Below are 24,796 nucleotides of genomic sequence, written 5' to 3' on the forward strand. Positions count from 1 at the left end.
GACGCCGACTCCGGGGGGATCCATGGCACGACCGCTCGCAGGTCCGCAGGGCCTGCTGCGCACGCTCAACGGGCGTGCGATCCTCGAGACGCTCGCGCGTCGGGGGCCACTGACCCGCACCGAGCTGATGACCGAGACGGGGCTGTCGCGCACCGCGGTGACCCAGGTGCTGCGGATGCTCGAGAGTGCGACCGCGGTCGCACCGGCCGGCGTGGATCGCGAGACCCGGGGACCCGCTGCCGGACGCGTCGCTCTGCATCCGCAGCTCGGGGTCGCCGCCGCGGTGCACGTCGACGTCCATGCCGCGCACGTCGTGCTCGTCGATCCCACCGGTGCGGTGCGCGCCGAGAACCACGCGCCCTTCCCGATCCGTGGCGACCGGGTGGATCACATCGCCGGACTCGTGGACGCGTGCCGTCGTGCGGTGGGTGCGACCGTGCAGCTGGCGGTCGTCGGGATCCCGGGGATCGTCACCGCCGACGGCGGCATCCGTGACGATCAGGGTCCCGACGGGGGCGCCTTCAAGAACGCGCTGTCCACCAGGCTCGGGTGCCCGGTGCGTGTCGAGAACGACGTCAATCTGGCCGCTCTCGCCGAGCTGACTTCGGGCACCGGTGCCGACCTCGACAGTTTCGCCCTGCTGCTGCTCGACGAGGGGCTCGGAGCCGGGATCGTCATCGACGGCCGGCTGCACCGCGGCTTCTCGGGGGTGGCGGGCGAGGTCATGTACCTGCCGCAGACCCCGGTGCCGATCGGCGCCCCCGTGCTCGGCGACGACGTGGTGCGCGATCTCGCCCTCGCTCACGGGCGCGACCCCGAGCTGACGATCGATCAGCACCTCGACGCCGCGAGCGACGGCGACGGGGGAGCGCTCGCGATGGCGACCGAGATGGGCCGACGGCTCACACTGATCGCCGGGACGATCGCGCTCGTGCTCGATCCCCAGGCGTTCATCCTCAGCGGATCCGCCGCGCATCCCGCGATGGTCGACGCGACCGCGAGGGCCGCCGAGGACCTCGCCCCGCGGCTGCCGCTGAGCATCCTCGCCTCGTCGTTCGGGCCGGAGGCCCCGCTCGTCGGTGCCGTCGGCGAAGCGGCCGCGGCGCTGCGGGCGACGGTCTTCTCCCGCCTTCTTCCCGGATCAGAGCGGAGCCGCCGGTGATCTCCGATCTGGCCGATCGCCTCGGCCTCGCACCGGGCGCCCGCGCCATCATCATCAACGCCGACGACTTCGGGATGTGCCACGCGGCCAACACGGCCATCACCGGACTGCTCAGCGCCGGGCACATCGATTCGACCACGGTGATGATGCCGTGCGCGTGGGCTCCCGAGGCGCTGGCCTTCGCCGCGGCGCGGACCGACCTCGACGTCGGCGTGCATCTGGTGCTCACGAGCGAGTGGACCGCCTACCGGTGGCGTCCGCTCACCGGGACCGAGACGAGCCTGGTCGATGCCGGAGGGTGCTTCCCGGCCGACACTCTCTCGATCGAGCAGAATGCCGACGACGCCGACGTGGCGGCAGAGGTCGCCGCCCAGCTGCAGGGCGCGCTGGATGCGGGAGTCGACGTCACTCACCTCGACAACCACATGGGGTCGGTCTACGGACTGCTCACCGGTCGCGACTTCCTCGCGCAGGTGCTCCCCCTCGCGGCGCAGCACGGTCTGCCCTTCCGGCTGCCGCGCAGCATGGAGGGCACCGCCGACGACGCGGCCCTGCAGGCGAAGCTCACCGAGGCGGCCGGCGCCGCCGACGCACTCGGCGTCGAGATCATCGACCGGCTGTGGAGCCATCCGTTCGACGCCGCGCCCGACGAGTCGTACGAGCAGGTGCGCGACGGCTTCATCGCCCTGCTCCGTGCAGTACCCGCCGGGGTGACCGAGATCTACCTGCATCCGATGGTCGACGACGACGAGCTGCGCGCGGTGGTCGACTTCGGTGCCGTCAAGCGCGGTCACGAGCTGCGTCTGCTGTCGGACCCCGCGGTGCTGCAGGCGATCGCCGATGAGGGACTGGTCAGGATCGGATGGCGCGCGCTGCGCGACCTGCAGCGGAGCCCTCGCCCATGACCTCGCTGCGCGCGGGACTGCGCGACCGACGCCTGCATTCCGCGCCGACGAGGAGGCAGTCCGTCGCGTTCGGGGCCTCCGGGTTCCCGACGCAGCTCATGACGCAGACGTTCTCGGCGTTCGTCGTCTACTTCTACGTCGCGCACCTCGGTGTCGAGCCGACCTGGGTGGCGGCGGCGATGATCGCCCATGGCATCCTCAACGCCGTCCTCAATCCGCTCGTCGGCACCTTGTCCGACCGCATCCGCACTCCCTGGGGCCGCCGCGTCCCGTGGATCGGTGTCGGGATCGTCCCGCTCGTCGTCGCCTTCGCTCTGGTCTGGATGCCGCCGCCGCTGCCCGCCGCGGGGCTGATCGTCTGGTTCCTGGTGGTCGTCGCGGTCTACGACATCGCGTTCGTGGTGGTGGTGCTGAACATCTCGGCGCTGTTCCCCGAGATCTTCCGCACCACGGAGGAGCGGGCGCGCGGCAATGTGCCTCGGCAGATCTTCGCGATCGTGGGCATCGTGCTGGGAACGGCCGGGGCGCCCCGGCTCTACGGCTGGATCGGCTGGTCGGGCATGGCTCTCGTGCTCGCCGGGGTCTGCCTCGTGCTGCTCGTCGTGTCGTTCCTCGGCGGGATGCTCGAGCGCGACGTGCCCGAGGCGGCCTCCGAGGCGATGCGGTGGCGGGACCAGCTGCGGTACACGTTCGCCAACCGCGCGTTCGTGCCGTACGTGCTCGGTTCGCTGTTCATCCAGACCGCGATCGCCGTCATCCTCGCCGCGGTCCCCTTCTACGTGCGGTACTCGCTGGGTGCCGCCGAGGGCGAGGGGAGCCTGCTGCTGGGGGCGATCTTCGTGACCGCGATCCCGTCGATCGTGCTGTGGAGTGCGGTCGTGCGTCGCACGTCACCGCGCACGGCGCTGCTGTGGAGCGTCGCGGTCTTCGGCCTCGCAGTTCTCGGCTACCTGCTGCCCTCGAGCGTGACGGCGGCCGCGCTGATCGGGGTGGCGGTCGGCGTCGGGGTCGGCGGGCTGCTGCAGCTGCTCGAGGTCGTGCTCGCCCAGATCATCGACGAGGATGCGGTGCGCACCGGCCATCGCCGCGAGGGCGCGTACTTCGGGGTCAACGGCTTCGTCGTGCGCGGTTCGGTGGTGCTGCAGGCCGTCGTCGCCGCGGCGGTGCTCACCTCGTCGGGGTTCGACGCGTCGCTCGGCGATGCGCAGCCCGAGGCCGTCGACGGCGGGATCCGCGTGATGGTCGCGGTGATCCCGCTCGTCTTCGCCGCGCTGGCGTGGCTGTGCTTCTGGCTCTACCCCATCCGCACGCGCGACCTCTGATCCGACGTCAGGACGCGGCCTGACGCGCCTCCCAGCCGGTGCGCACCATCTCGTCGACCGTGTACCGCATCTTCCAGTCGAGGTCGCGGGCAGCGAGCTCGCCGGTGGCGACGATGCGGTCGGGGTCTCCCGGGCGCCGGGGGCCGATCTCGGGGGTGAAGTCGATGCCGGTGACGCGGGCGACCGCGTCCATGATCTGCTTCACGCTGAGGCCGTCGCCCGAGCCGAGGTTGTACGCGGCCTCGATCGGCTCGCCGCCGGCGAGACGCTTCGCAGCCGCGACGTGCGCGGCGGCGATGTCGCCGACGTGCACGTAGTCGCGCACGTTCGTGCCGTCCTCGGTGTCGTAGTCGTCGCCGTTGATGCGCGGAGTCTCGCCCGCGATCAGTTTCTCGAACACGATCGGGAAGAGGTTGTGCGGGCTCACGTCGTAGACGGTCGGATCGGCGGACCCGACGACGTTGAAGTACCGCAGAGAGGTGTGACGCAGCGGGGCGTCGGAGTCGGCGGTCGCGATCGCCTGATCGCGCAGCAGCCACTCCCCGATGAGCTTCGACTCGCCGTACGGGCTCGCCGGCCTCTTGGCGGTGTCTTCGACGACGAGCGCCGTATCGGGCGTGCCGAACACGGCGGCCGACGAGGAGAACACGATGTTCGCGACGCCCGCGGCATCCATCGCCTCGAGGATCACGCGGGTGCCCTCGACGTTCTGCGCGTAGGTGTGCAGCGGCCGCTGCACCGAGACGCCGGCGTACTTGTATCCCGCGACGTGGATGACGCCCTCGGCGTCGTGATCGCGCAGCGTCTTCACGACGAGCGCGCGATCGAGGATGCTGCCCTGCACGAAGGCCACGCCCTCGGGAACGAACGAGGCGACCCCGCTCGAGAGGTCGTCGAGGATGACGGGTGTGAGCCCGGCATCCGCCAGTGCGCGAACGACGTGCGAGCCGATGTAGCCGGCGCCGCCGGTCACGATCCAGGACATGGTGCTCCTCAGGGTGGGGAAGTGTTCAGTATCTCAGGAGTCGCGGTGCGCGCCCGCCGCCGGCGTGACGGTGAAGATCACGGGGGCGGTGAACCCGGATGCGGCGAACGCGGCGTTCACGGCATCCGTCACCTGCTGCACGGCATCCTGCTCGATCAGCGCGATCGCGGCGCCGCCGAAACCGCCGCCGGTCATGCGTGCGCCGATCGCGCCGGCGGCGAGGGCTGCCTCGACCGCGGTGTCGAGCTCGGGCACCGAGATCTCGAAGTCATCGCGCATCGAGGCGTGCGAGGCCACGAGCAGGTCGCCGATCGCACGGGCACCGTCTTCGCGCAGCACGCGGACGGTGTCGAGCACGCGCTGGTTCTCGGTGACCACGTGCCGCACGCGGCGGAACGTCACGTCGTCCATGAGCTCCTCGGCACGCGGCAGGTCGCCGACCGCGACATCTCGCAGGCTCGGCACGCCCATGATGGCGGCTCCCCGCTCGCACGCGGCGCGGCGCTCGCCGTAGCCGCCCGTGGAGTGGGCGTGCTTGACGCGCGTGTCCATCACGAGGATCGCAAGACCGGCCTCGGCGATCCCGACGGGCACGAGCACCGCGTCGAGCGAGCGGCAGTCGAGGAAGATGGCGGCGTCGGGCTCACCGAGCATCGAGGCCATCTGATCCATGATGCCCGTCGGGGCGCCCACGGCCTCGTTCTCGGCCTTGCGACCGACGCGGGCGAGGGCGATGCGGTCGAGTCCGGCATCCCAGAGGTCGTTCAGGGCGGATGCCGTCGCACCCTCGATCGCGGCGGACGAGGAGAGCCCTGCGCCCACGGGGACGTCGGAGGTGATCGCGATGTCGAGTCCGCGGCCTTCCGCACCGGCCTGACGCAGCGCCCAGGCGACGCCCAGAGGATATGCGGCCCATTCGGGCACGCGCGGGGCGGTGCCGGACGGGGTGGGGAACAGGTCGTCGAGCTCGTCGAGGGCGACCTCGACCGGCTCGTCGGCGAACGTGGATGCGACGCGCACGCGACCCAGGCCGTCGTCACGGACCCCGACGGCCGCGTAGGTGCGGTGGGGGATCGCGAACGGCAGCACGAAACCGTCGTTGTAGTCGGTGTGCTCGCCGATCAGGTTCACGCGCCCCGGAGCCGACCAGACGCCGTCGGGAGTGCGGCCGGTGAGGTCGGTGAACAGGGCGGTCGCCTGCGCGGCGGTCGTGGTGGTCATGCGGAGGCCTCGTCTGCGGTGTCTGCGGTGCGTGCGGTGTCTGCTGTGCGCGGTTCGTCGCCGTGGGCGGCGTCGGCCTTCGCGATCGCCTCGCGGATGCGGGCGGCGCCCTGCTCGGGGGTGACCTCGGCGGCCCACGCCCACATCGCGGCCTCGGATCCGGCGAGGAACTTGAGCTTGTCGGCGGCGCGGCGGGGGCTGGTCAGCTGCAGGTGCAGGCGCACGCTGTCGCGCCCCACGTGGACGGGGGCCTGGTGCCACGCGGCGATGTACGGGGTCGGGGTGTCGTAGAGCGCATCGACGCCACGCAGCAGGCGCAGGTAGAGGGGCGCGAGCTCGTCGCGCTCGGCCTCGGTCGTCTCGGCGAAGTCCGGGACGTGGCGGTGCGGCATCAGGTGCACCTCGAGAGGCCACCGCGCGGCGAAGGGCACGAAGGCGGTCCAGTGCTCGCCGCGGAACACGACCCGCTCCGAGGCCTGCTCGGACTCGAGGATGTGCTGGAACAGGTCGGGGGCGGTGCGGTCGATCGAGTCGAGCACTCTCGTGGTGCGGGGTGTGACGTACGGGTAGGCGTAGATCTGACCGTGCGGATGCGGCAGCGTGACGCCGATCGCCTCACCGCGGTTCTCGAACGGGAAGATCTGCTCGATGCCGGGGAGCTGCGAGAGGGCGGCGGTGCGGTCGGCCCAGGCCTCGATGACCGTGCGCGCGCGGGTGACGGACTGCGTGCCGAAGGATCCGGTGTGCTCGGGGCTGAAGCACACGACCTCGCACCGACCGACCGAGGTGCGCGTGCGCCCGAGTCCGAGGGCCGCGAGATCGTCGAGGCCACGCGGAGCGTTGGATGCCTCGGGGGCTGAGCCGATCGCCTCGGCCAGCGCGGGGCCGAACGCGGGGGAGCGGTTCTCGAACACGGCGACGTCGTACATCGACGGCACCTCCGACGGGTTCGTCGCAGTCTGCGGTGCCAGCGGGTCGGCGTCGGCGCTGGGCATCATGACGCGGTTCTGACGGTTCGCGGCGACCGTGATCCAGTCTCCGGTCAGCACGTCGAGGCGCATCGTGGCGGTGGCGCCGCGCGGGTCGAGCGTGCGGGAGTCGACAGCGCGCTCGGCACCGAGCGTCGTGTCGGGGTCGTCGAAGTAGATCAGTTCGCGGCCGTCGGCGAGGGTCGTCGCGCGCTTGGTGATCCCCGCGGAGAGGGACTCGGTTCGCAACTCAGGCAATTCGTGCGTGTTCACGTAAACATGCTACGCACAGGGCCGTGGTAACGTCAACACTGCTGAGTTGTGAACGCGAGGCGGGGGTGAGCGGGATGGACGACGACCCGCTGCGCGCGCCGGATGCTCGCCGCCGGCGCCGCCCCGCATCGGGGCGCGTCTCGATGGCGATGGTCGCGTCTCGCGCGGGCGTGTCCGGTCAGACCGTCTCGCGCGTCGTCAACGACAGTCCGCGGGTCGATCCCGCCACACGTGAGCGTGTCGAGACCGCGATGGCCGAGCTCGGATATCGGCCCCATCGTGCGGCGCGCGCGCTGCGCACCGGGCGCTCGCAGACCATCGGTCTCGTCGTCACCACGCTCGCCACGGTCGGCAACTCGCGGATGCTGCAGGCCACCGCCGAGGCGGCCGCCGAACGCGGATACGCGCTCACGCTCGTGACGGCCGGTGACAGCGCGTCGACCACCGCAGAACGCGACGGCGCCCCTGCGAGCGGCAGCGGCTCCGGCGACACCGTAGCCGACGCGTTCGAACGCCTCTCGGAACAGGAGGTCGACGGCGCGATCGTGCTCAACGAGGCCTCGGCCCTGGTGCCTGCCGCCGAAAGGCCTGCAGGTCTCCGGCTCGTCGTGGTCGATGCCCCGGCCACGGCCGATCTCGTCGTCGTGCACAGCGACCATGTCGGCGGGGCTGCTGCGGCGACCGCGCATCTTCTGGAGCGCGGGCACGCGACCGTGCACCACCTCGCGGGCCCGGCCGACTCGTTCGCCGCCGGCGAGCGCGAGCGGGGCTGGCGTGAGACCCTCGTCGCCGCGGGCATCGAGCCGCCGCCGATCGTGCGCGGCGACTGGACGGCGGAGGCAGGCTTTCTCGCGGGCGAGGCGCTGCTCGCGGCATCCGCCGTCTTCTGCGCCAACGACCAGATGGCGCTGGGGCTGCTGCGGGCGCTCGCCGACGCCGGGCGTCGGGTGCCGGAGGACGTCAGCGTGATCGGCTTCGACGATGTGCCGGATGCCGCGAACTACCGCCCGCCGCTGACGACGATCCGGCAGGACTTCCCGGCCCTCGCGCACCGCGCCGTCGGCCTGCTCGTCGCAGAGATCGAGGGGACGCCCGGGGCTGAGGCATCCGCTGTCGTGCCGACCCTCCTGGTCGAGCGCGCCAGCACCCGCTGATCCGGTCGCGGCGCCCGCATCCGTTCCCCGCGTCTGTCGGTGTCGCCGCCGCGTCTGTCGCCGCCGCCGCGTCTGTCGCCGTGGCGGTGCGGGGTCAAAAGCGCACCGGGCCTGTGGTCGGGGTCAGTTCGGCATCGAGAGCGGCGGTTTTGGATGCGTAGGTGGCCCCGCCTGGAGGGCGGGATGCGTAAGTGGCCCCGCCTGGCGTGGCGGATGCGCCCGTTCTCCCGCGCCGGATCGCCTGCATCCGTCGCCGTGGCTGTGCGGGGTCGAAAGCGCACTGGGCCTGTGGTCGGGGTCAGTTCGGCATCGGAAGCGGTGGTTTCGGATGCGTAAGTGGCCCCGTCTGGCGCGCGAGATGCGCAAGTGGCCCCGTCTGGCGTGGCGGATGTGCCCGTTCTTCCGCACCCGATCCCCTGCATCCGTCGCCGCGCGTCTGTCGCCGCCGCGTCTGTAGCTGCCGCGGTGCGGGGTCAAAAGTGCACCGGGCCTGTGGTCGGGGTCAGTTCGGCATCGGTAACGGCAGTTTCGGATGCGCAAGTGGCCCCGTCTGGCGTGGTGGATGCGCAAGTGGCCCCGTCTGGCGCGCGGGATGCGTAAGTGGCCCCGCCGGGAGCGACGGATGCGCAAGTGGCCCCGCCTGCCGCGCACGCCGAGCACCCGCGCGCCTCGCGAGCGCATGCTTTTCGCCCCGTGCGGATCTCCGGCGCGGGGCGCGCTGAAGGAGAGCGTTTTCCACCGGTCCTTGCATCCGGCCCCACGGCATGGCATGCTGTCGGAAAGCGCTTACCCGCGCGGCCTCCATGCGGAGGACGCGGGCGACGGAGATAGAGAGAACGGATCAGCAATGTCACAGGCGACGACCCGCGAGATCGGGATCATCATGAACGGCGTCTCCGGGCGCATGGGCTACCGGCAGCACCTGGTGCGGTCGATCCTCGCGATCCGTGACGGGGGCGGCATCGAGCTGCCCGACGGATCCCGCATCACGGTGAAGCCGATCCTCGTCGGCCGCAACGAGGCGAAGCTCGCCGAGCTCGCCGCGAAGCACGGCATCGAGGACTACACGACCGACCTCGACGCAGCGCTGGCCGATCCGAAGTGGGAGATCTACGCCGACTTCCTCGTGACGAAAGCGCGCGCGTCGGCGCTGCGCAAGGCGATCGCGGCAGGCAAGGCGATCTACACCGAGAAGCCCACGGCCGAGTCGCTCGACGAGGCCCTCGAGCTCGCGCGCCTCGCGGATGCCGCCGGCGTCAAGACCGGCGTCGTGCACGACAAGCTCTACCTCCCGGGTCTGCAGAAGCTCAAGCGCCTCATCGACTCCGGTTTCTTCGGCCGCATCCTGTCTGTGCGCGGCGAGTTCGGCTACTGGGTGTTCGAGGGCGACTGGCAGCCCGCGCAGCGCCCGAGCTGGAACTACCGCACCGAAGACGGCGGCGGCATCATCGTCGACATGTTCCCGCACTGGAACTACGTGCTCGAGAACCTCTTCGGCGAGGTCAAGAGCGTGTACGCCCAGGCCGCGGTGCACATCGCGGACCGCTGGGACGAGCACGGCGAGCACTACACCGCCACCGCCGAAGATGCCGCCTACGGCATCTTCGAGATCGAGGGCGGGATCGTCGCCGAGATCAATTCCAGCTGGACCGTGCGCGTCAACCGCGACGAGCTCGTCGAGTTCCAGGTCGACGGCACCCACGGATCCGCGGTCGTCGGACTCTTCGGCGCGAAGATCCAGCCCCGCAACGCCACGCCGAAGCCCGTGTGGAACCCCGACCTCGAGGACTCGCACGACTACGACGCCGACTGGCAGGAGATCCCCACCAACGACGTGTTCCTCAACGGATTCCGTCAGCAGTGGGAGGAGTACCTCGTCTCGTTCGTCGAGGGCACGACGTACCCGTTCGACCTGCTCTCGGGCGCGCGGGGCGTGCAGTTCGCCGAGGCCGGTCTGACCTCCAGCGCCGAGGGTCGCAAGATCGCTCTCTCGCCGCTCGCGCTGGGCTGAGCATGAGCACTCTCCGACTTCTCGACGCCGCGGGTGCGGCGACGGATGCCGAGCTGCGCGAGGGCGGCGGGTACACGCGACCCGCCGCCCCGCTGCAGAGCCGCGTCGCCTACGCCGCCGCGCACGTCGTCCCGAAGGTGCATGCCGACAACACACCGGGTCAGCCCGCCGACATCGACTGGGATTCGACCCTCGCATTCCGTCGCAACGTGTACTCCTGGGGCCTCGGCGTCGCAGACGCCATGGATACCGCGCAGCGGAACATGGGGCTGGATGCCGCTGCGACCCGAGAGCTCATCGCTCGCAGCGCCGAGGTCGCCCGCGAGGAGGGCGGCTCGGTCGTGGTCGGCGTCAACACCGACCACATCGCCGAGTCGCACATCTCGCTCGACCAGGTCATCGACGCCTACACCGCACAGCTGCACTTCACCGAGGAGCAGGGGGCCGGCCCCGTGCTGATGGCCTCCCGCCACCTCGCCAGGGTGGCCGAGAACGCCGACGACTATCGCCGGGTCTACCGGTCGGTGCTGCAGTCGGCCACGGTGCCGGTGGTGCTGCACTGGCTCGGCCCGGCCTTCGACCCCGAGCTCGCGGGCTACTTCACTTCGTCTTCGTCGAGTCTGGGTGGCGCTCCGGATGACTGGCAGGCGGCATCCGCTGTGCTGCTCGATATCATCGCCGAGAACCCCGACAAGGTCGCGGGCGTGAAGATGAGCCTGTTGAACGCCGAGTCCGAGATATCGGTGCGCGAGCGCCTGCACTCTCAGGACTCGACGCGGGGCGTGCGCATGTTCACAGGCGACGACTTCAACTACGTCGGCCTGATCGGCGGTGACACGGTGGGGCAGGGCGAGGGGCACTCCGACGCGCTGCTCGGCGCGTTCGCGGCGATCACGCCGGTGGCGTCCGCCGCGATCCAGGCGCTGGATGCCGGAGACCCCGCACGCTACCTCGAGATCCTCGGGCCGACCGAAGAACTGAGCCGTCAGGTGTTCGCGGCCCCGACCTTCTACTACAAGACGGGTGTCGCGTTCCTCGCCTGGCTGAACGGGCATCAGCCCGCGTTCCAGATGGTCGGCGGCCTGCATTCCGCACGGAGCCTGCCGCACCTGAGCCGCATCGTCGAGCTCGCGAACGCCTCGCTGGCGTTGGAGAATCCCGAACTCGCACGTGAGCGCTGGCACGGGATGCTGCGCCTGAACGGCGTCGACACCGGGAGCGTGGCACGGTGACCGTCGATCCTCGCCTGTCGATCAACCAGGCCACCATCAAACACGCCGACCTGGCGACCGCACTGCGGGTGACCGCGGATGCCGGCATCCAGGCGATCGGTCTGTGGCGCGAACCCGTGAACGAGGTCGGACTCGAGGTCGCCGCGCGCATGCTCGCCGACTCGGGGCTGCGCTTCACGACCCACTGCCGCGGCGGGTTCTTCACGCTGCCGGACGGCCCGGAACGCGTCGCCGCCCTCGACGACAACCGCCGTGCGATCGAGGAGACCGCGACCCTCGCCGCCGCGGGGGCCGACGGATCCACCGCCGTTCTCGTGCTGGTGGCCGGTGGCCTTCCGGCGGGCTCGCGCGACCTGATCGGTGCGCGCGAGCGGGTGCGCGATGCGATCGGCGTGCTCGCGGCCGACGCGAAGGCCGCGGGCGTGACGCTGGCGATCGAGCCACTGCATCCGATGTATGCCTCCGACCGCGCCGTCGTCTCGACCCTCGGTCAGGCGCTCGACATCGCCGCCGACTTCGATGCCCACGTCGTGGGTGCGGCCGTCGACACGTTCCACATCTGGTGGGATCCGCAGGTGCTCGAGCAGATCGCGCGCGCCGGCCGAGAGGGCCGCATCGCGACCTACCAGGTGTGCGACTGGAAGACCCCGCTCGCCGCCGATGTGCTGCTGTCGCGGCACTACCCGGGCGAGGGCGTGATCGATTTCGGCTCGCTCACGCGCGCCGTGATCGAGACCGGATACGACCGCGACATCGAGGTCGAGATATTCCACGCCGACATCTGGGCGGATGCTCCCGAGAACGTCGTGCGACGCACGGCCGAGGCGTTCGGCGCCGCGGTCTCGCCCCACCTGAGGTGACGGAGTCTTTCGCCGGCGCCGCTTGAGAGGATGAACACATGACGAGGATCCGACCTGGCCTGTGCTCGGTGACCTTCCGGTCGCTGACCGCAGAACGGGTGATCGACCTCGCGGTGCAGGCCGGACTCGAGGTCATCGAGTGGGGCGCCGACGTGCACGTCGCCCCGGGCGATGTCGAGCGCGCCGCCGCCGTGGCGCAGATGACGACGGATGCCGGGTTGACCTCGTGCTCGTACGGGTCGTACTTCCGCGCCGGGCGGGACGAACCGCTCACGCCGATCCTCGACACCGCGGCCGCGCTCGGCGTCGATCGGGTGCGCGTCTGGGCCGGCGAGCGCGGGTCGGCAGAGGCGTCACCCGCGCACTGGGCATCGACCGTTGCCCGACTGCAGGATGCGGTGGACGAGGCGGATGCACGCGGCATCGCCCTCGCACTGGAGTTCCACTCCGGCACTCTCGCCGACACGGCGCCGACGACGTTGCGCCTGCTCGCCGAGGTGGCCAGTCCCGCGCTCAGCACCTACTGGCAGCCGACGGTCGCGGCGAGTGTCGACGATGTGCTCGCCGAGTACCGCGCGGTCGCCGCGCACACCAGTGCGGCGCACGTGTTCTCGTGGTGGCCCGCGCAGGAACGACGTCCGTTGCGGGCGCGGGATGCCCTCTGGACGCGCTTCTTCACCGAGGCGCTCTCCGCCCCGAGGCCGCCCCGCGAGGCGTTGCTCGAGTTCGTGCCGAACGACGACCCCGCGCTGCTGCCCGGCGAGGCGGCGGCCCTGCGCTCCTACCTCTCGAACTGATGGCCGACATCGCCGCGATCACGCGGGTGCGGGATACCGGTCCGCTCCCCGGTGCGGAGCCCGCCCCGCAGTATGCTCAGGGCATGAGTCAGCAGGAAAGCCCTTCCCGCGCGCGTCAGCCGCGCCACTCCCGAGGGGCGGCGCCGACCCTGCACGATGTGGCACGCGAGGCGGGAGTCTCGCTCGCGACGGCATCCCGCGTCCTCAACGGGTCGGAGCGCAAGGTCGCGGAGTCCTTCCGCGAGCGTGTGGAGCAGGCAGCCGCCGAACTCGGATACACCGCCAACGCCTCGGCGCAGGCGACCGCCCGCGGCAGCTCGCCGGTGATCGCCCTGCTCGTGGCCGACATCGCCGACCCGTACTTCGGTCTGATCGCCGCAGGAGTCGCGCGCGGCGCCGACGAGCAGGGACTGGTGGTGACGATCGCGATCACCGAACGCGACCCGGCCCGCGAGGCGCGCATCGTGCGTGCCCTGCGCGGACAGCGGCCCCAGGGACTGATCCTCGCCGCCTCCCGCACCGATGAGCCGACCGATTCCGACACCGCCCGTGAGCTCGCCGAGTATGCGCGCTTCGGCGGACGCGTCGTGACCTTCGGAGCGGGCAGCGCCGAGAACCGCCACGTCGAGATCGACAACCGCGCGGGCGCCGCAGCCCTCGGCCGGCGCATGGCGTCACTCGGCTACCGTTCGGCGATCGCGATCGGCGCCGCCGAGGGAGTGCTGACCTCCGACGAGCGTCTCGCCGGCTTCCGCGCCGGCTTCGAGTCGGGCGGCGGGAGCCTCGACCGCGTGCTCCGGGGCGACTTCCGACGGGAGTCGGGAGCCCGCGCGATGTCCGACGCCCTCGAGCAGGGCGTCGAGCCTGGCACCCTCGTGTTCGGCATGAGCGACGTCGTGGCCATCGGCGCGATGGCGGCGATCCGCGACGCAGGACGCGAGATCGGCTCCGACATCGCGGTGTGCGGTTTCGACGACGTGCCCTCCAGCAGCGACGTGAGCCCGGCGCTCACGACAGTGCGCGTGCCGCTCAGCGAGGTCGGATACCAGGCCTTCCGCGCGACGGTCGACGCCGACTGGGAGCAGGCGCCGCTGCCGCTCGAGGTCACCGTGCGCGCGAGCACCCCCGGCCTCACCCGATGACCCGAGTGGTCCTCGCGCCCGACAGCTTCAAGGGCACGATCACGGCGGCGGATGCTGCGGCATCCCTCGCCGAGGGGTGGGCGTCGGTCGATCCCTCCGCGACGTTCGTGCACCGGCCGATGGCCGACGGCGGCGAGGGCACCGTGGCGGCGTTCGCGGCTGCCGTACCGGGCGCTCGGAGGATGCCGGTCGCGGTCGACGGCCCCACGGGCCACGTCGTCGACACGGGCTGGCTGCTGCTGCCGCCCACCGGCGAGACGCCCGGCGGCAGCGCCGTCGTCGATCTGGCCTCGACCTCAGGGATCGAGCTGCTCGAGGAACTGCGGCCCTGGGACGCCGACACCACCGGTTTCGGGCAGGCGATCGTCGCCGCCCTCGATCACGGCGTCTCGCGCCTGGTGGTCGGCATCGGGTCCAGTGCGTCGACAGACGGCGGCACCGGGATGCTGACTGCCCTCGGCGCCCGATTCCTCGACGAGGGAGGGAGCCCGGTCGCCCGCGGCGCGAGGGGACTCGCCGACATCGCCTCCGTCGATCTGTCGGGGCTGCGCGCCGCACCCGAGGTGCGGGTGCTCACCGACGTGACCAACCCGTTCACCGGCGATCGCGGAGCCGCTGCCGTGTTCGGCCCGCAGAAGGGGCTCGCCGCCGACGACATCGCCGGAGTGGATGCCGCGCTCGCGCGCCTCGCGACCCTGCTCGGCCTCGATCCGGCTCTGCCCGGCACGGGAGCGGCCGGCGGAACCGGGGGAGCACTCGTCGTGTGGGGGGCGACCCTCGCTCCCGGTGCGGCCGAGGTGGCCGACCTGATCGGACTGGCGGATGCGATCGCCGACGCCGACGTGGTCATCACGGGGGAGGGGTCGTACGACGGGCAGTCCGGCGACGGCAAGGTGCCCTCGTTCATCGCGGGCATCGCGACCGAAGCCGGGGCGACGCCTCTGCTCGCTGCCGGACGCATCACCGCCGACGCCGACACGGCGGTCTTCGCGGCATCCGCCTCGTTGACCGACCTCGCGGGGTCGTCCGCCGCCGCGCTCGCCGAACCTGCGCGGTGGTTGCGCGAGGCCGGTGCCGTGCTCGCCCGCTCGCTCTGATCCGGCGCATCCGCATCCGGGCGCATCCGCCCACCAGGCGGGGTCGCCTGCGCATCGCGGATGCCGTGCGGGGTCACTTTCGCACCCCGGATGCCGGGCGGGGTCACTTTCGCACCGGGATCGGCCTATCGGGGTGTGTTTTTGACCCCGCGTGGAGTTCGACCCCGCCGGCGAGCTGTGCAGGAGCGTTTCGGCCCGGCGTTCGCCCCGCCCACCAGGCGGGGTCACCTGCGCATCGCGGATGCCGTGCGGGGCCACCTGCGCACCCCGGATGCCGGGCGGGGTCACTTTCGCACGGCGGATGCCAGGCGGGGTCACTTTCGCACGGGAATCGACCGACTCCGGTGCGAAAGCGACCCCGCACCCGTGGTGAGCGGGAAACCCGCGCCGCCCGCCCGCACGCACCCGCGCCGCCCGCACGCCCGCCGCCCAGAAACTGTTCCCGCCCCCGGATGCACTCTGCCCCCGCACGTGGTGACGTGCGGGGGCAGAGGCGGCGGGACGAGTGCGGGACTCAGCCTCCGAGAGCGGCCGACACCACGGCGCGGGCCTCAGCCTGCACCTCTGCGAGGTGCTCGGGTCCGCGCAGGCTCTCGGCGTACAGCTTGTAGACGTCTTCGGTGCCCGACGGGCGCGCGGCGAACCAGGCGTGCTCGGTCTGCACCTTCAGCCCGCCGATCGCGGCGCCGTTGCCCGGTGCGTGCGAGAGCTTGGCCGTGATGTCCTCGCCGGCGAGGGTCGTCGCCGAGACGGCATCCGGGGCCAGCTTGCCCAGCGTCGCCTTCTGCGCGGGCGTCGCCGGAGCGTCGACCCGCTGATAGGCCGACGATCCGAAGGCCTGCTCGAGTTCGGCGTACCGCTCCGACGGCGTCTTGCCCGTGACGGCGATGATCTCCGCCGCGAGCAGGCACAGCAGGATGCCGTCCTTGTCGGTAGACCACACCGATCCGTCGAACCGCAGGAACGACGCACCGGCCGACTCCTCGCCGCCGAAGGCCACCGACCCGTCGAGCAGTCCGGGAACGAACCACTTGAAGCCCACGGGGACCTCGAGCAGGCGCCGACCGAGCGACTCGGCCACCCGGTCGATGATCATCGACGACACGAGGGTCTTGCCGATCGCGGCGTCGCGGGGCCACTCGGAGCGGTGCGAGAACAGGTAGTCGATCGCGACGGCCAGGTAGTGGTTGGGGTTCATCAGCCCGGCGTCGGGGGTGACGATGCCGTGGCGGTCGGCGTCGGCGTCGTTGCCGGTCAGCACGTCGAAGTCGCCCTTCTTGGCGACGAGCGAGGCCATGGCCGAGGAGGAGGACGGATCCATGCGGATCTTCTCGTCCCAATCCAGCGTCATGAAACGCCAGGTGGGGTCGACCTCGGGGTTCACGACGGTGAGGTCGAGGTCGTACACCTCCTTGATGAGCGCCCAGTACTCCACGGACGCGCCGCCGAGGGGGTCGGCGCCGATGCGCACTCCGGCGTTGCGGATGGCATCCATGTCGATGATCGTCGCGAGGTCGCGCACGTAGGCATCGCGGAAGTCGTAGCCCGGAATCGCATCCCAGTCGACGTCGGCGAAGCGCTCGCGCTTCACATCGACCAGTCCGCCGGCGATCAGCTCGTTGGCGCGGTCGGCGATCCACCCGGTCGCGTCGGTGTCGGCCGGTCCACCGTGCGGCGGGTTGTACTTGAAGCCGCCGTCGCGCGGGGGGTTGTGGGAGGGGGTCACGACGATGCCGTCGGCACGGCCGGCGGCATCCGCGGGAAGGTCGCGATTGAAGGTGAGGATGGCGTGGCTGAGCGCAGGGGTCGGGACCCAGGCGTCGCGGGAGTCCACGCGGACGTCGACCCCGTTCGCGACCAGCACTTCGATGGCGCTGCGCTCGGCGGGCAGCGAGAGGGCGTGGGTGTCGCGACCGAGGAACAGGGGGCCGGTGATGCCCTGACCTGCGCGGTAGTCGACGATCGCCTGCGTCGTCGCGAGGATGTGGTTCTCGTTGAAGCTGCCCGTGAGCGACGAGCCGCGGTGGCCGCTCGTGCCGAACGCGACCCTCTCGGCGGCGACGCCGGGGTCGGGGATGCGATCGTAATAGGCGGCGATCAGTTCGTCGACATCGATGAGGTCAGTTTCCTCCGCGGGGAGGCCGGCACGGCTCGTCATGCAGACAGTCTGCCCCCATCCGGGTCTGCGCGCATCTTCTGGGCGTCTGCGGGTGCCCTAAGGTGAAACGCGTGACTGCACGCCGCTCCTACAGCTATCTCGGCCCCGCTGGAACGTTCACCGAAGCGGCACTCGATCAGGTCGCCGAGGCACGCGGTCAGGACCGGCGTGCCGTGCACAACGTGGGCGAGGCGCTGGCGGATGTGCTCGAGGGGCGCAGCGACGCGGCGATGATCGCGATCGAGAACTCGATCGAGGGCGGTGTCTCGACCACGCAGGATGCTCTGGCCACGCTGCCGGGCCTGCGGATCATCGGCGAATACCTGGTACCGGTGAACTTCGTGCTGGTCGCCCCGCGCGGCACCGTGCTGTCGGACGTGCAGGTCATCGCCGCACACCCCGTGGCTTACGCGCAGTGCCATGGCTGGCTCGGCGCTCACCTGCCGACCCATTCCCATGTGCCCGCCGCGAGCAACGTCGCCTCGGCGATCGGGATGCTCGACGGGAGCCTCCCCGTGCAGGCGGCCATCGCCGCACCCGGCGTCGTGAATCACCTCGACGTCGACGTCCTGGCGGAGGGGATCGGCGACAACGCGCAGGCCGTCACACGCTTCGTGCTCGTGACCCGCACCACCACGGCTCCCGCGCCGACCGGCGCCGACAAGACCTCGCTCATCGTCGAGCTCCCGAACGACCATCCCGGGTCGCTGCTCGAGATGCTCGAGCAGTTCTCGACGCGCGGCATCAACCTGTCGCTGATCCAGTCACGCCCGATCGGGGACGAACTCGGCCGCTACCGGTTCGTGATCGATGCCGACGGGCACATCGAGCACGAGCGCATGGCCGACGCGCTGCTCGGCATCCGTCGGTTCAGCCCGCGCGTGGTGTTCCTCGGGTCGTACCCGCGTGCCGATCGTCAGATCGTGCAGTACCCGGAGCGGTACTCCGACGAGATCTTCGTCGAGGCGCGCGACTGGCTGCGGGGGATCCTCTCGGGCGAGCCCGACGCCTGAGCCTCGGGGGTCGCCTCGCGTCGCTGCGCGCCCGCCTCGCGTCGCTGCGATCGTCCGGCCGTCAGTGCTCTTGGAACCTCGGCCAGGCGCTGCCCGGCCGCATCCGCGCGTGCAGCGCGCCCTTCGCCGACTCGAGGGTCGGGTACACGCCGGATGCGGCGTCGGATCCCGCCATCACGACCGTGTAGCCCTCGTCGTCGTGGCGGACGCTGCCGACCACGCCGTTCGTGCCGTAGGCCACCCAGAGTGCCAGGGTCTTGGTGCTCATCATCGAACCCCTTCCGTTGAGGCTGACGCTACGCCTCGGGGCACCGGAATACCAGCCCCGTGGGACGTGTCGCGCTCACCTCCGCCCGTGCCGGTGCGGGTTCTCACCGCGAGCCGCGACCTGCGCGGGGTCAGTTTCGCATCGGGATCTGCGCGGGGTCGATTTCGCATCGCGATCTGCGCGGGGTCAGTTTCGCATCGGAAAGGGCGCTTGGGGATGCGGAAGTGGCCCCGCACAGACAGCCGGGTGCGGAAGTGGCCCCGCTCGGACAGCCGGGTGCGGAGGCGGCTCCGCTCGGAGAGTCGGAGGGCGGCGGGACGGGGCAGGCAGGGGCGAGGACACGAGGGAGGAGAAGGCGGGAGTCAGCGGCGGGATGCCATCGCGTGCCGGATGCGCTCCAGCAGCGGCCGCGTGTCGGCGAGGTCGAGCTGGGTCACTCGGATGACGATCCATCCGAGACCCTCGAGTTCTCGCTGTCGCTGAATATCGCGCCGCCACTGGTCGCGGCTGGTGCGGTGGCCATCGCCCTCGTACTCGATCGCGATCCTGAGGTCGGGATAGGCGAGATCGCTTCGCGCGATGAGCACGCCGTTCTCGTGGATCTCGTGCTGTACGACGGGTTCAGGAAGACCGCCCGTGACGAGGGCCAGCCGCGTCTCGGTCTCTTTCGGCGATTCCACTCCGTCACGCGCGCGGGACAGCGCGTCTCGGATTCGTCGGGAACCGGGAAAGCGGGCCCAGGCCTGCAGACGCTGCTCGATATCGGTCGTGGTGAGCGTCGGACGCCCCACCCGCAGCCCGGGGTAGTTGTCCGCCGTGGTGATCATCGCGTCGAGCGCGATGACCACCTGATCGTCGGTCAGCGTCCCCGCGCACATGAACAGCGCCGTGACCGGATCGACGATCGGGATCACGCCGATTCGCCAAGGATCCGCGCGTCCCTCTGCCAGGCGTAGGCCGGTGACGCCGTGGCTGCGGACGCGGGCCGAACCGGTCGCCACGACCACGGTGATCGGTGCGTCGATGCTCCACATGCCGGGATGCGGGTATCCCCACACCCGCATCGCCGTCTCCCCGCCGATGAGCTGACCGCGTCGAAGCCGCGGTGCGAGCGCGGCCACGCGCTCGAGCGCCGTCTCCGCCGTCGTGATCGACCGGATCCCGCGGAACGGACGGTCGAGATCACGTGCGGCCAGACGACCACGGCCTACACCTGAGGCCGCAGCCTGCCGCACGGTGAAATGGCGGCCGAGTTCGTCGGGCAGGAGTATCCGATGGCGCATCCGACCAGGATGGACACCTGACGCAACGCTCGGGCATCCTCGTCGCCGGATCCCCGGGGAATGTGGACAAGTCGCGCCTGTGGACAGAATCCGCGGGCAGGGCGTGAGTCGATCGCTTCGGGGCCCGGTGCGGTGCGGGGTCACTTCCGCATCCGGCTGCGCGTGCGGGGCCATTTCCGCATCCGGCTATCGGCGCGGGGTCATTTCTGCATCCCCAAGCGACGTTTCGGGTGCGAAATCGACCCTGCCTGTGCGGGGCCGTTTCTGCATCCGGCCACCGGCGCGGGGCCACTTCTGCATCCAGCGATCGGTGCGGGGTCACTTCCGCATCCCCAATCGACGTTTCGGGTGCGAAATTGACCCCGCCTGGATACGGGCGGACGCCGGCTGGACGCCGTGCGGGCGCGCCGCGAGGGCGTCGGACGGGAGAGCGTCGGATCGGAGGACGCCGGACCGGCCGAGCCCTAGGCCGCCCTCCGGACCGGACCGGACGATCCCTACGCCGCGGCGGCGATGAGCTCGAGTGTCTGAGCGCGACCGGCGGCGCTGTCGCGCGGCTCGGACTCGTACGCCCCGGCGACCGGCGACAGCATGACCTCGTCGACGCCGTGCTTCGTGGCGAACTCTCGCACCTCGGCGGCGACCGAGTCGCCGGTGCCGACGAACCACCGCGAACGCGCAGCCTCGATGACCTGGTCGGTCGCGGCATCCGTCTCGGCGGCCAGTGCCTCTTCGACGGTCTCGAGCGCGACCAGCGGCTTGTTCAGGCGCAGCCTCGCCATCATGCGCAGCTGCGGCAGGGCGCGGGCCTCGGCCTCTTCCTGCGTGGGCGAGGCCACGGCGTTCACGGTGAGGAACGTCTGCGGCTCGGGGTGCTCCTCGCTCGGCTGGTAGCCGGTGCGGTAGAGGTCGAGGGCTCGCTCGAGACCCTGCCCCGAGAAGTGGTTCGCGAACACGTAGGGCAGTCCATGCGACGCGGCGAGCTGGGCCGAGTAGTCGCTCGATCCGAGAAGCCACACCACGGGGGCGCCGGTCGCAGCCGGGGTGGCCCGCACGGTGTATTCGCCGCCGGAGGTGAAACGCAGCGACGCGCCGTCGCCCGACACGAGGGCGCCGATGTCCTGCACGTGGCGGGGGAATTGCTCGACGTCGCTGGTGGTGCCCGATCCGCGCAGCAGCTGGGTGATCACGGGGTCGCTGCCGGGGGCTCGACCCAGGCCGAGGTCGATGCGTCCGGGGGCGATGGCCTCGAGCGCGGCGAACTGCTCGGCCACGATGAGCGGCGCATGATTGGGCAGCATGACGCCGCCGGATCCGAGACGGATCTTCGACGTGCGCATCGCCGCAGCCGCGATCAGCACCGGGGGAGTGGTGGATGCCACGGCGGGCATGTTGTGGTGCTCGGCGAACCAGAAGCGGCGATAGCCGAGTCGGTCGGCGACGGCCGCGAGGGACAGGGAGGCCGTGATGGCCTCGGCGCTGGTCTGCCCGGTACGCACCGGGACGAGGTCGAGAACGGAGAGAGCGGTCACCCCGGTCTCAACGCCGGGTGACAGCGGCGCATTCCCAGTAGCGTGAGGGCATGGATGCGGAGATCTTCTATGTGCTGGTCGGTGCTGTCATCGTGGCGGCCATCGCCCGATGGCGGGGGTGGCCGGCGCCGCTGCTCGTGACGGTGGTCGCGCTCGCGGCATCCTTCCTGCCGTTCGTGCCCGATGTCGAGATCGACGGGCATCTGCTGCTGAACCTCGTGCTGCCGCCGCTGCTGTACTCGGCGGCGCTCGACGTCTCGTTCGTCGGCTTCAAGCGCAGCCTGCCCCAGATCCGCCGACTCGGGATCACGCTCGTGCTGCTCACCTCGGTCGCCGTCGGGCTCGTCGCGTGGTGGATCCTGCCCTCGCTCACCCTGCCCGGCGCCCTGCTGCTCGGGGCGATCGTGGCTCCGCCCGATGCCGTCTCGGCGGCGGCGATCGGCCGCAAGCTCGGGCTTCCGCGTCGCATCATGACGGTGCTGTCGGGCGAGAGCCTGATCAACGACGCGACCTCGCTGACCCTGTACCGGGTGTTCGCGGCGATCATCGCCGGCGCCACGGTGGGCATCGTCGACGGCATCGGCCAGTTCCTGATGGCCGTCGGGGTCGGCGTCGCGATCGGTCTCGTGTTCGGCATCGTGCTGCACCAGCTGCGCATGCGCATCAATGACGCCGTCGTGATCGGCACGTTCGGGCTGCTCGCCCCCTTCGGTGCCTACGCGATCGCCGAGCACCTGCTGGGTTCGGGTGTGCTCGCGGTGGTCGCGATGGGCCTCTACGTCGGATACAACTCCCCCCGTACCGACTACACGACCCGCCAGCAGGAGAAGCCGTTGTGGCTGTCGGCGGACCTGCTGCTCGAGAGCTTCGTCTTCGCGTACATCGGTCTGCAGTTCCCCCGGGTGCTCAGCGACCTCGGTGGCGAGGAGGTGGGCCGCATCCTGCTGCTGTCGGGCGCCGTGCTGCTGGTCGTCCTCGTCATGCGACCCCTGTACGTCTACCCGGCGAACCTGTGGGCGAACCGGCAGGACCGGCGCCGGCTGGAACGCTGGGATCGCTCCGTCGCCTCGGGCGCCTTCGAAGCGCGTCGCCGTGAGTCGAAACGCTGGAAGCAGTACACCCCCGAAGAGCTGCGGTCCCAGATCGTGCGCGATCGCATGGCGGGACTCCAGCTGACGTGGAAGGACAATGCGGTGATCTCGTGGGCGGGGATGCGTGGCGTGGTCACGCTCGCGACCGCGCTCGCCGCGGCCGATCTCGCGGCCCTCGACACCGAGCCGTCGCACGCGATCGTCGTCGTCGCTTTCATCGTGACGGTCGGCACCCTGCTGCTGCAGGGCCTCACGCTGCCGCTGCTGATCCGCGGGCTCGGTATCGCCAGCGATGTCGAAGACGAGGACGACGAGAGGGCGATCGCCGACATCAGGGCCAAGAGCCGCGAGGCGGGTATGGCGTTCCTCGCCGAGAAGCGCGTCGAGTGGGAGGACAAGTACGGCGCGGTGGACCTCAGCGTGTTCGACGCCTTCACCAAGCGCATGACCCGGGTCGAGAAGGACACGGATGAGGCGCAGGAGGTCGAGGATGCGGCGGCGCGGCCCTCGTACGACGACCTCGTCGCCCTGTCTCGGGGGTGGTTGCAGGTGCGCCGCGACATCCTGCTGTCCGAGCGCGACGCCGGCAACCTCGACGAAGAGGTCATGCGCGAGCTGATGACCGCGATGGACGCCGAGGAACTCGCGCTCGACACCCGTGGTGCCACGCGTCAGCAGGGTCGCGCGTAGCGCAGGTCGCCGCATGCACGGACGCCCCGCCCGAGGTGGGCGGGGCGTCCGGTCGGTTCCGTGGTGCGGGCCGGCGAGCGGTGGGGGTCAGCGAGTGCCGACGGGCGCGTTCTCGGATGCCGCGGCATCCGCCTCGTCGTCGTCCGAGTCGTCTGCGAACGGCAGCCCCTCGCGCGGCGCGTTGTAGAGCTCCTCGTCGAGGATGCCCTCGCGCTTGGCGACGATCGCGGGGACGAGCGCCTGGCCTGCGACGTTGACCGCAGTGCGGCCCATGTCGAGGATCGGGTCGATCGCGAGCAGCAGACCGACACCTTCGAGCGGCAGACCGAGGGTCGATAGCGTGAGGGTGAGCATGACGGTCGCTCCGGTGGTGCCCGCCGTGGCGGCGGAGCCGACGACCGAGACCAGCACGATCAGCAGGTACTGCACGAAGTTCAGCTCGATGCCGAAGAACTGGGCGACGAAGATCGCGGCGATGGCCGGGTAGATCGCCGCGCATCCGTCCATCTTCGTGGTCGCGCCGAACGGCACGGCGAACGAGGCGTACGAGCGGGGCACGCCGAGGTTGCGCTCGGTCACGCGCTCGGTCAGGGGCAGTGTGCCGATCGAGGAGCGGCTCACGAAGCCGAGCTGCACGGCGGGCCACACGCCCGAGAAGTACTGCCTGATCGACAGCCCGTGCGTCTTGACGAGCACCGGGTAGACGACGAACAGCACGAGCGCGAGGCCGATGTAGACCGCGATGGCGAACCAGCCGAGGGCGGCGAGCTTCTCCCAGCCGTACTTGACGACCGCGGCGCCGATGAGTCCGAACGTGCCGATCGGGGCGATGCGGATGATCCACCACAGCACGCGCTGGATGACCTTGAGCAGCGACTCGGTGAAGGCGAGGAAGGGCTCGGCCTTCTTGCCCGCCTTGAGCGCGGCGATGCCGACCGCGACGGCGACGACGATGACCTGCAGGATGTTGAAGTTCACGCTCGAGCTGAACGTGCCGTCGGTGGCGCCGGGGTTGGTGCTCACGCTGAGACCGAGGAAGTTCTGCGGGATCAGACCCAGCAGGAAGTTCCACCACGTGCCGACCGTGTACGGGTCGCTGGGTTCGAGGCCCTCGCCGGCACGCGAACCGGGCTGCAGCACGAGGCCGAGCGTGATGCCGATGGTCACGGCGATGAACGCGGTGATCGCGAACCACAGCAGGGTCTGGCCCGCGAGGCGAGCGGCGTTCTGCACCCGACGCAGGTTCGAGATGCTGGCGACGATCGCAGTGAAGATCAGCGGTACGACGGCGGCGCGCAGCAGCGTGACGTACGAGCTGCCGATCGTGTCGAGGGTGGCGGACAGGCCGTTCGGGCTGTCGGCCGTGGCGCCGAGCTGGCGGGCGATCAGGCCTGCGGCGATGCCGAGGACGAGGGCGGCGAGGATCTGGAAGCCGAACGACGTCAGCAGCTTCCGGACGGGACCTCGGGTGTCTGGCGCCTTCGTGGGGCGGGCGGTGGTGCTCATGGGGTGGGGACTCCAGGATCGGTGCGCGCCGTGTGCACGCTATAACGCTCAACGCTATGAGGGCGTGCGAATTCCGAGGCCGACATGACGAAGGATGACGGATGCCGCGGCATCCGTCATCCTTCG

Annotated in this window: 20 protein-coding genes; 12 read left to right on the top strand and 8 right to left on the bottom strand. The window is 70.9% G+C overall.

Features of this window, described 5'->3' with window-relative positions; all coding sequences use genetic code 11:
* Window positions 1-22 precede the first annotated feature (22 nt).
* The 3 genes from ASD43_RS07290 to ASD43_RS07300 are packed head-to-tail and all read left to right on the top strand — an operon-like array spanning window position 23 to window position 3,389.
* The gene (locus tag ASD43_RS07290) at window positions 23-1,162 is read left to right on the top strand and encodes an ROK family transcriptional regulator (protein ID WP_056415450.1); all 1,140 of its coding nucleotides are present in this window, start codon (window positions 23-25) and stop codon (window positions 1,160-1,162) included.
* On the top strand, window positions 1,159-2,067 hold the full coding sequence (locus ASD43_RS07295) for a polysaccharide deacetylase family protein (RefSeq protein ID WP_056415453.1): 909 nt from the start codon (window positions 1,159-1,161) through the stop codon (window positions 2,065-2,067). Before ASD43_RS07290 ends, ASD43_RS07295 begins: the two co-directional genes overlap by 4 nt.
* The gene (locus ASD43_RS07300; protein WP_056419308.1) at window positions 2,064-3,389 is read left to right on the top strand and encodes an MFS transporter; all 1,326 of its coding nucleotides are present in this window, start codon (window positions 2,064-2,066) and stop codon (window positions 3,387-3,389) included. The genes ASD43_RS07295 and ASD43_RS07300 overlap by 4 nt, the downstream gene beginning before the upstream one ends.
* A gap of 7 nt (window positions 3,390-3,396) precedes the next feature.
* On the opposite strand, the gene galE is transcribed toward ASD43_RS07300, so the two are convergent.
* Genes galE through galT form a run of 3 tightly spaced genes read right to left on the bottom strand, consistent with a single transcriptional unit; the run spans window position 3,397 to window position 6,836 of the window.
* Window positions 3,397-4,374 (bottom strand): UDP-glucose 4-epimerase GalE, encoded by a 978-nt coding sequence (gene galE / locus ASD43_RS07305; RefSeq protein ID WP_056415455.1) that lies wholly within the window; start codon window positions 4,372-4,374, stop codon window positions 3,397-3,399.
* Between the two features lie 33 nt (window positions 4,375-4,407).
* Complete coding sequence (gene galK, locus ASD43_RS07310; RefSeq protein WP_056415458.1) at window positions 4,408-5,595, bottom strand: galactokinase; 1,188 nt, start codon at window positions 5,593-5,595, stop codon at window positions 4,408-4,410.
* A complete protein-coding gene (gene galT / locus ASD43_RS07315) occupies window positions 5,592-6,836 on the bottom strand; it encodes a galactose-1-phosphate uridylyltransferase (protein WP_235564065.1) in 1,245 nt (414 codons plus the stop codon). Before galT ends, galK begins: the two co-directional genes overlap by 4 nt.
* 143 nt (window positions 6,837-6,979) lie before the next feature.
* Between galT and ASD43_RS07320 the strand changes: the two genes are divergently transcribed.
* From ASD43_RS07320 to ASD43_RS07350, 7 genes are all read left to right on the top strand, one after another.
* Window positions 6,980-7,990 carry a LacI family DNA-binding transcriptional regulator gene (locus ASD43_RS07320; RefSeq protein ID WP_056419311.1) on the top strand — a complete coding sequence of 337 codons (1,011 nt, stop codon included), beginning with the start codon at window positions 6,980-6,982 and terminating at the stop codon, window positions 7,988-7,990.
* A gap of 847 nt (window positions 7,991-8,837) precedes the next feature.
* Window positions 8,838-10,001, top strand: a complete 1,164-nt coding sequence (locus ASD43_RS07325; RefSeq protein WP_056415460.1) for a Gfo/Idh/MocA family protein — start codon at window positions 8,838-8,840, stop codon at window positions 9,999-10,001.
* Window positions 10,002-10,003: 2 nt separating this feature from the next.
* The gene (locus ASD43_RS07330) at window positions 10,004-11,233 is read left to right on the top strand and encodes a dihydrodipicolinate synthase family protein (RefSeq protein WP_056415463.1); all 1,230 of its coding nucleotides are present in this window, start codon (window positions 10,004-10,006) and stop codon (window positions 11,231-11,233) included.
* Complete coding sequence (locus tag ASD43_RS07335; protein WP_056415466.1) at window positions 11,230-12,093, top strand: sugar phosphate isomerase/epimerase family protein; 864 nt, start codon at window positions 11,230-11,232, stop codon at window positions 12,091-12,093. Before ASD43_RS07330 ends, ASD43_RS07335 begins: the two co-directional genes overlap by 4 nt.
* Before the next feature lie 38 nt (window positions 12,094-12,131).
* Window positions 12,132-12,890, top strand: a complete 759-nt coding sequence (locus ASD43_RS07340) for a sugar phosphate isomerase/epimerase family protein (RefSeq protein ID WP_056415469.1) — start codon at window positions 12,132-12,134, stop codon at window positions 12,888-12,890.
* Between the two features lie 83 nt (window positions 12,891-12,973).
* Window positions 12,974-14,032, top strand: a complete 1,059-nt coding sequence (locus tag ASD43_RS07345) for a LacI family DNA-binding transcriptional regulator (RefSeq protein WP_082539444.1) — start codon at window positions 12,974-12,976, stop codon at window positions 14,030-14,032.
* Complete coding sequence (locus tag ASD43_RS07350; protein ID WP_056415473.1) at window positions 14,029-15,129, top strand: glycerate kinase; 1,101 nt, start codon at window positions 14,029-14,031, stop codon at window positions 15,127-15,129. The genes ASD43_RS07345 and ASD43_RS07350 overlap by 4 nt, the downstream gene beginning before the upstream one ends.
* Before the next feature lie 514 nt (window positions 15,130-15,643).
* Here the strand turns inward: ASD43_RS07350 and pgm are convergent.
* Window positions 15,644-17,287 (bottom strand): phosphoglucomutase (alpha-D-glucose-1,6-bisphosphate-dependent), encoded by a 1,644-nt coding sequence (gene pgm, locus ASD43_RS07355; protein ID WP_056415476.1) that lies wholly within the window; start codon window positions 17,285-17,287, stop codon window positions 15,644-15,646.
* 62 nt (window positions 17,288-17,349) lie between these two features.
* Between pgm and pheA the strand changes: the two genes are divergently transcribed.
* Window positions 17,350-18,300, top strand: coding sequence for a prephenate dehydratase (gene pheA / locus ASD43_RS07360; RefSeq protein WP_056415479.1), 951 nt, complete (start codon window positions 17,350-17,352; stop codon window positions 18,298-18,300).
* A gap of 61 nt (window positions 18,301-18,361) precedes the next feature.
* Here pheA and ASD43_RS07365 read toward each other — a convergent pair whose 3' ends face one another.
* The 3 genes from ASD43_RS07365 to ASD43_RS07375 all read right to left on the bottom strand — a co-directional run bounded on the left by ASD43_RS07365 (window position 18,362) and on the right by ASD43_RS07375 (window position 21,383).
* Window positions 18,362-18,568, bottom strand: a complete 207-nt coding sequence (locus ASD43_RS07365) for a methyltransferase (protein WP_235564067.1) — start codon at window positions 18,566-18,568, stop codon at window positions 18,362-18,364.
* Between the two features lie 362 nt (window positions 18,569-18,930).
* A complete protein-coding gene (locus tag ASD43_RS07370) occupies window positions 18,931-19,851 on the bottom strand; it encodes an endonuclease domain-containing protein (protein WP_056415487.1) in 921 nt (306 codons plus the stop codon).
* Window positions 19,852-20,348: 497 nt separating this feature from the next.
* A complete protein-coding gene (locus tag ASD43_RS07375) occupies window positions 20,349-21,383 on the bottom strand; it encodes an LLM class flavin-dependent oxidoreductase (protein WP_056415490.1) in 1,035 nt (344 codons plus the stop codon).
* 50 nt (window positions 21,384-21,433) lie between these two features.
* Between ASD43_RS07375 and ASD43_RS07380 the strand changes: the two genes are divergently transcribed.
* Window positions 21,434-23,164, top strand: a complete 1,731-nt coding sequence (locus ASD43_RS07380; protein WP_056415494.1) for a cation:proton antiporter — start codon at window positions 21,434-21,436, stop codon at window positions 23,162-23,164.
* A gap of 87 nt (window positions 23,165-23,251) precedes the next feature.
* Here ASD43_RS07380 and ASD43_RS07385 read toward each other — a convergent pair whose 3' ends face one another.
* Complete coding sequence (locus tag ASD43_RS07385; RefSeq protein ID WP_056415498.1) at window positions 23,252-24,670, bottom strand: dicarboxylate/amino acid:cation symporter; 1,419 nt, start codon at window positions 24,668-24,670, stop codon at window positions 23,252-23,254.
* Window positions 24,671-24,796 lie beyond the last annotated feature (126 nt).

It is taken from the genome of Microbacterium sp. Root553 (assembly GCF_001426995.1).
GTDB lineage: Bacteria > Actinomycetota > Actinomycetes > Actinomycetales > Microbacteriaceae > Microbacterium.

Excerpts from the sequence above, each read along its gene's own strand:
- ASD43_RS07290 (WP_056415450.1), top strand. The coding sequence starts at position 23 with ATGGCACGACCGCTCGCAGGTCCGCAGGGCCTGCTGCGCACGCTCAAC.
- ASD43_RS07300 (WP_056419308.1), top strand. The coding sequence starts at position 2,064 with ATGACCTCGCTGCGCGCGGGACTGCGCGACCGACGCCTGCATTCCGCG.
- galE (WP_056415455.1), bottom strand. The coding sequence starts at position 4,374 with ATGTCCTGGATCGTGACCGGCGGCGCCGGCTACATCGGCTCGCACGTC.
- galK (WP_056415458.1), bottom strand. The coding sequence starts at position 5,595 with ATGACCACCACGACCGCCGCGCAGGCGACCGCCCTGTTCACCGACCTC.
- ASD43_RS07320 (WP_056419311.1), top strand. The coding sequence starts at position 6,980 with ATGGCGATGGTCGCGTCTCGCGCGGGCGTGTCCGGTCAGACCGTCTCG.
- ASD43_RS07325 (WP_056415460.1), top strand. The coding sequence starts at position 8,838 with ATGTCACAGGCGACGACCCGCGAGATCGGGATCATCATGAACGGCGTC.
- ASD43_RS07330 (WP_056415463.1), top strand. The coding sequence starts at position 10,004 with ATGAGCACTCTCCGACTTCTCGACGCCGCGGGTGCGGCGACGGATGCC.
- ASD43_RS07340 (WP_056415469.1), top strand. The coding sequence starts at position 12,132 with ATGACGAGGATCCGACCTGGCCTGTGCTCGGTGACCTTCCGGTCGCTG.
- ASD43_RS07345 (WP_082539444.1), top strand. The coding sequence starts at position 12,974 with ATGAGTCAGCAGGAAAGCCCTTCCCGCGCGCGTCAGCCGCGCCACTCC.
- ASD43_RS07350 (WP_056415473.1), top strand. The coding sequence starts at position 14,029 with ATGACCCGAGTGGTCCTCGCGCCCGACAGCTTCAAGGGCACGATCACG.
- pgm (WP_056415476.1), bottom strand. The coding sequence starts at position 17,287 with ATGACGAGCCGTGCCGGCCTCCCCGCGGAGGAAACTGACCTCATCGAT.
- ASD43_RS07365 (WP_235564067.1), bottom strand. The coding sequence starts at position 18,568 with ATGAGCACCAAGACCCTGGCACTCTGGGTGGCCTACGGCACGAACGGC.
- ASD43_RS07370 (WP_056415487.1), bottom strand. The coding sequence starts at position 19,851 with ATGCGCCATCGGATACTCCTGCCCGACGAACTCGGCCGCCATTTCACC.
- ASD43_RS07380 (WP_056415494.1), top strand. The coding sequence starts at position 21,434 with ATGGATGCGGAGATCTTCTATGTGCTGGTCGGTGCTGTCATCGTGGCG.
- ASD43_RS07385 (WP_056415498.1), bottom strand. The coding sequence starts at position 24,670 with ATGAGCACCACCGCCCGCCCCACGAAGGCGCCAGACACCCGAGGTCCC.